This is a genomic window from Streptomyces spiramenti (genome assembly GCF_012034385.1).
Classification (GTDB): Bacteria; Actinomycetota; Actinomycetes; order Streptomycetales; family Streptomycetaceae; genus Streptomyces; species Streptomyces spiramenti.
Map to the genome: position 1 here is coordinate 1 of NZ_JAAVJB010000295.1, position 5,173 is coordinate 5,173.

At 75.2% G+C, this 5,173-nt stretch carries 6 protein-coding genes; 5 read left to right on the forward strand and 1 reads right to left on the reverse strand.

The window, feature by feature from the left end; all coding sequences use genetic code 11:
• Positions 1-298 precede the first annotated feature (298 nt).
• The 4 genes from HCJ92_RS21900 (at position 299) to HCJ92_RS21915 (ending at position 3,852) form a co-directional block, all read left to right on the forward strand.
• Complete coding sequence (locus HCJ92_RS21900) at positions 299-931, forward strand: sporulation delaying protein family toxin (RefSeq protein ID WP_167935339.1); 633 nt, start codon at positions 299-301, stop codon at positions 929-931.
• A 161-nt stretch (positions 932-1,092) separates the two neighbouring features.
• On the forward strand, positions 1,093-2,109 hold the full coding sequence (locus HCJ92_RS21905; RefSeq protein WP_167935340.1) for a helix-turn-helix domain-containing protein: 1,017 nt from the start codon (positions 1,093-1,095) through the stop codon (positions 2,107-2,109).
• A 58-nt stretch (positions 2,110-2,167) separates the two neighbouring features.
• Positions 2,168-2,761, forward strand: coding sequence for an SdpA family antimicrobial peptide system protein (locus HCJ92_RS21910; protein ID WP_167935341.1), 594 nt, complete (start codon positions 2,168-2,170; stop codon positions 2,759-2,761).
• Positions 2,758-3,852, forward strand: coding sequence for a sporulation-delaying protein SdpB family protein (locus HCJ92_RS21915; protein WP_338054315.1), 1,095 nt, complete (start codon positions 2,758-2,760; stop codon positions 3,850-3,852). The genes HCJ92_RS21910 and HCJ92_RS21915 overlap by 4 nt, the downstream gene beginning before the upstream one ends.
• Positions 3,853-3,942: 90 nt before the next feature.
• Here HCJ92_RS21915 and HCJ92_RS21920 read toward each other — a convergent pair whose 3' ends face one another.
• Complete coding sequence (locus HCJ92_RS21920; RefSeq protein ID WP_167935342.1) at positions 3,943-4,761, reverse strand: Pr6Pr family membrane protein; 819 nt, start codon at positions 4,759-4,761, stop codon at positions 3,943-3,945.
• Between the two features lie 200 nt (positions 4,762-4,961).
• Here HCJ92_RS21920 and HCJ92_RS21925 point away from each other — a divergent pair.
• Positions 4,962-5,173: hypothetical protein (locus HCJ92_RS21925; protein ID WP_167935343.1), on the forward strand; the 212-nt coding region annotated here is incomplete at its 3' end.

The following is a 5,173-nucleotide window of genomic DNA, read 5'->3' on the forward strand; positions in this document are numbered from 1 at the left end:
CCCGCACGGGCGCCGGTGGCGGGCCGCGGTCGGGTCCGGTGCCCGTGCCGCCGCCGGGCGCCCCGCGGGTGTGGCGCGCGGGACGAACGGCGGCGGACGGGGCGGTTCCGGCAACATGCTGCAACCCGCTGCACCATGTGCCCGTCCTCACCTCTTGAGGGCGGTGGCCCCCGCTGGGCAGGGTGTGGATCTCCCCCAGCCCACCGCCGGACGGTCGCCGCGCACCAGCCGCGGCGTCGCCGTGCTGCCGCAGCCCGGGGCGGGGGCCCACCGTCGTTCCGTCCAGGAGGCACCACACGTGAAGTTCTCACCGAAGACGATCGCCACCGCGGCCGCCGTCGCCCTGATCGCCGGAGCGGGGGTCGTCGGCACCGCCCAGGCGTCGACCGCCGCCGCCCCCGCGAGCCACGAGCACCTCATCGAGCAGCAGGCTGCCACCGCGACGGAGGACGGCCGCGACCTGCTCCGCGGCCTGGTCTTCACCCAGGGCCCCGTCGCCGACGGCCTGATCAAGGCCGGCTTCTACAACGACACGCCGGAGGTCCTGCAGCACAACCGCAGCGCCGACGCGCTCGCCGCCGCCGACGCCCTGCTCGACACCATCGAGCGGAACGAGCCCACCTTCTTCGCCGACTTCTCCACGGACCTGCGCAGCGGCGACCCGCGCCGGGTGCAGAGCGGCCTGGAGACGGCGACCAAGGTGCTCGCCGCCCACCAGACCGCCGTCGACGATGCGGTCGAGCCGTACGGCCAGGGCGCCTGCGTCATGGCCATCGTCGCCGTCAACGTCCTCGCGATCGGCAACGCGGTCGCCGTGTTCAACGCCCAGTACGCCTGGGACATCCAGCACTTCTACAGCCAGATCATGGGGGGCGAACTCGGCTCGGAGGAGAGCATCGCCCAGCTCGCCACGGTGCTCCGGACGGCCTGAGCCGTGCCGGCGGGGCCCGGTACGGCCCCGGTTCCGACCGGACCCCGCCGGCCGGAACCGGGCCGCGCCGGGCCCGCGAACGACACCGCGAACCGGGGGGAGGTGCACAGGTGCGGAACGAGTCGCCAGGGGCCGACGGCCCACGGACGGGGGCGCCGCAGGTGAGCCGGCGCGTCATGCGGGTGCTCGGCCTGTCCCCGGCGGAGGAGGACGTCTACCGTCGACTGCTCGCCGAACCGGAGGCCCCCACCCGCCATCTCCGGTCGGTGCTCGGCGCCCGGGCGGGCACCGTGGAGGCGGTGCTCGACCGGCTCCGGGAGCTCGGCGTCGTCGAGGAGCACGGCGAGGGCTGGCGCGCCCAGGAGCCGGACGCCGCCGTCGCCCGGCTCGTCGACGACCGCATGGACCACCTGCTGCGCCAGGTCCGCGCCCTCGCCCACACCGGCTCCATCGTCGAGGAGTTGGAGCGGCACCGCGCCGACACCCCCGTGCCGCCGGATGGCGAGACGCCGGCGGAGACCGCGCTCGTCGAGCGGATCACCGACCCGGTCGAGCTGCAACTACGTCTGCGTGCCCTGTCGTTCATCTCCTGCGCGGAACTCCTCACCGCCGAGCCGACCGACGTGCTGACCACGGGCCACATCCGTCGCACCGAAGCGGTGAAGCACCGCCACCTCCGCCAGGGCACCACCGTGCGCCAACTCGTCGCCCCCGACGCCCTGGACGACCCCCTGGTCGTCCGCCACCTCCGCGAACTCGCCTTCGCAGGAGCCCTGGTCCGGGTCACCCCCGAGCTGGACCGCACGCTGACCGTCCACGACCGGGAGGTGGCGCACCTCCCGGCCGACCCGGTTGACGGCGACCGCGGCACCCTCTGCGTGCGCGAACCCGGGCTGGTCGACACCCTCGTCCGGGACTTCGAACGCCTCTGGGAGGAGGCCGAGGAGTTCGACGGCGCGGACACCCCGACCGACCCGGAGGGGGACGGCGCCATCAGCGAGGTCCAGGCCCAGGTCCTCGCCGCGATGTGCCGCGCGAGCAAGGACGAGACCGGCGCCCGCCGCGTCGGCCTCTCGCTGCGCACCTACCGGCGGCACGTCGCCGAACTCATCCACCTGCTCGGCGCGGACAACCGGGTGCACGCCGCGCTGCTCGCCCGTGACCGGGGCTGGCTCTGACGCCCCGCCCGCCTCACCGCGCGCCCGCCGTGGGCCGCGACGCCAAGGAGTCACCGACATGAAGTGGACCGACCCCGCGCGGTGGCGCGGCCGCATCGCGGTCACCGCGCCCCCGACGACCCGGACGCCGCGCAGCTGGATCGCCGCCGTGGCAGCGGTGTGGACGGTGGTCGCCCTGTACGTGGCGCAGGCCCACCTGCCCGACAACGTCGTGAAGCTGCCCGGGCAGTCGTCGGTCACCGACGCGAGCCGTGCCGTCCTCCCGCAGGGCTGGGCGTTCTTCACCAAGTCGCCCAGGGACGCCGACATGGGCGCCTGGACGGAGACCGACGGCGGCTGGCAGGACGCCCGCCTCGGTCGCCACGCGGAGTTCGGCTTCGACCGGGCGAGCCGGGCGCAGGGGGTGGAGCTCGGCGTGCTGTTCTACGAGGTCCGCGACATCGAGCCCCTGGAGTGCGAGGGGCGGACCGCGCCGCAATGCCTGGCCGCCGCCCCCGTCAGCGCCGAGGTCGTCAACCCCGGGCCCTCGCCCACGCTCTGCGGCCGGGTGGGGATCGTCCACGAGTCGCCCGTGCCCTTCGCCTGGCGCGACCTCTACGACACCGCGCAGATCGTCGAGAACGCCCTCGTCCTGGAGGTGAGCTGCCCGTGAGGACCATTCCGCTTCCGTGGACCGCCGTCTACGGCCTCGCCCGCACCCTGGTCGCCCTGGCGACGCTGGGAACCGTGCTCTTCAGCTCCACCGACTCCCTGTTCCGCCCCGTCTCCGGTATCGAGGAGAGCGTCAGCTGCGGCGGCGTCAGCGGGATCGGGGTGTTCTGCCTCGTCCCGGAGGACCGGCTGACGGCGGCCCGGCTGCTGTGTGTGGCGGTGCTGCTGGTGGTCGCCTCCGGCTGGCGTCCCCGCTGGACCGCGCTGCCGCACGCCTGGGTGACCTTTAGCGTCTGGGGCAACATCGCCATCTCGGACGGCGGCGACCAGATCGCCACCATCCTCGCGCTGCTCCTCTCGCTCACCGCCCTCGGTGACCCGCGCCGTTTCCACTGGGACCGCCTCCCCGCGGACCGCGCCGAGACCCCGGTGAGCCGCGCCGTCGCGCTGGGCTGCCTCTCGGCGCTGGTGGTGGTGCGCGTGCAGATGTCCCTGCTCTACTTCCAGGCGTGCGTCGCCAAGCTGCCCCACGCGGAATGGGCCGACGGCACCGTGATGTGGTACTGGGCCACCCACCCGGCCTTCGGCGCCCCCGGGCTGCTGCAACCGCTGGTCGACCCGGTGATTCGCAACCCGCTCGGCGTCGCCGCACTCACCTGGGTGCCGCTCGCGATCGAGCTGGGGCTGGCAGTGGCGCTGCTGCTGCCGCAGCGCTGGCGCTGGCGGCTGCTTGCCGCCGGCGTGCTGTTCCACTTCTCGATCGGGCTGATGATGGGGCTCTGGAGCTTCTCGTTCGCGATGTGGGCCGGTCTCGTGGTGCTCTGCTGCCCGCTCGGCGCGCACCTCGCCCTCCGGCGGTCGGACACCGCCCCGGAACCGGCGGCGCCCGGCGGTCCGACCCGGCCGCATGGGCGGTCGGACGGCGACGATGACGGTTCCGGTGAAGGCGACGCCGCCGGTGAGGGTGACGGCTCCCGTGAGGGGGGTGGCGACGCCGAGAGCCGTCGCCGACCCGCCGCCGGGCCCGCCGAACCGGCCGAGCAGCCCGCCGCGTCCCCGGCCGTCCCCGCCCCGGCCCGGGCCGGCGACTGATCCCACGAACCTCCGGGGCCCGTCGGCACCACCCCCGACCGACGGGCCCCGGGCCGCCGGGGCCGGGCCGTCCGGCGCGGTGCCGTCGGGTCAGGCCCCGAGGCGGTCGGCGACGGCGCTCCGCACCGGCCGGGTCAGCCGGGAGGTACCCAGCAGTCCGTACCCGGCGACGACCACCGCGGCGATGAACGCGGAGAGGGTCACCGCGAACCCGTCGGACGCCGGATCCAGGAAGTCGCTGTACGACTCCACCCCCGCCGCGATCATGAAGACCAGGTAGGCCAGCAGCGGCAGCGTCCAGCTCAGCGGGAACCACCACCGCGCCCGGTGCTGGTTCCGGCCCACGAAAAGCCAGTCGACCAGCACCACCAGCGGCGTCACCAGGTGGGTGAAGAGCGCCGAGGTGGTGAGGTAGCCGGTCTCCAGCCCGTCCATCAACGTGTGCCACACGACGCCCACCAACAGCAGCGCCACCGCCGCCGAGCCTCGGGCCCACGGGCTCCGCGGTTCGAGGCAGACCCGGCCGGTGACGAACGGGTAGGCGGCCAGCCCCAGGTACAGCACCCCCGCGACGAAGCTGGCGAGGTGGCTCAGGTCCTCCAGCGCCAGCAGCGGGTCGCCGAACCGGACGGCGACGTCGACGTAGCCGATGAACGCGCAGGCCGCGACAGCGAGCCGCCACCCGGTGAATGCCGCCAGGGCCCGTCCGCCGACCCGCCCGCCCGGTCCGCCGGACGGCCCGGCCGCCCCCTCGCCCCGGGGGGCGGACCCGGCTTCGGCCCCTGCCCGCAGAGGCGGTGGCGCCTGCGCCGGAACGAGACCGGTACCGTCCGCGCCGGCCGTCGTGGCAGGTTGGCCGCCCCGCGGCTGCGCCGGCTCGCCCGCCGGGCCTTCGTTCAGGTGTGTCATGCCAGGACCCTAGCCCGCGCCCCTCCGCCGGGGACCGGAACACCCGCTTCCACCGCGGAGGGCCGCGGTCGAGCGCCGCGAGCGGGGACGGGCCCGCCGCAGCGCCGGTCGCCCTTCTCCCGCCCGTGACTGGCCCGTTGGCCGCAGCGCTGTGGCAGTCTGGGCGCAGACGGCCGCAGTTGGGCGAGGGAGCAGACACCATGGCGTGGTACGGGCCGGGAAGCACACGGTCGGCGGCGCTCGCCCTGGCCGCCGGATTGGCGGTGCTGGCCACCGGTTGCGCCGTCGGCCCCGCCGCCACCATGACCACGCCGGAACGCGGGTGCGGGGAGGGGTTGACCACCAGCAGCGCGTCCTGCGGCACCTGCGCCGCCAGCCGCCGCCCGATCATGTCGCAGACCGCCTGGCCGAG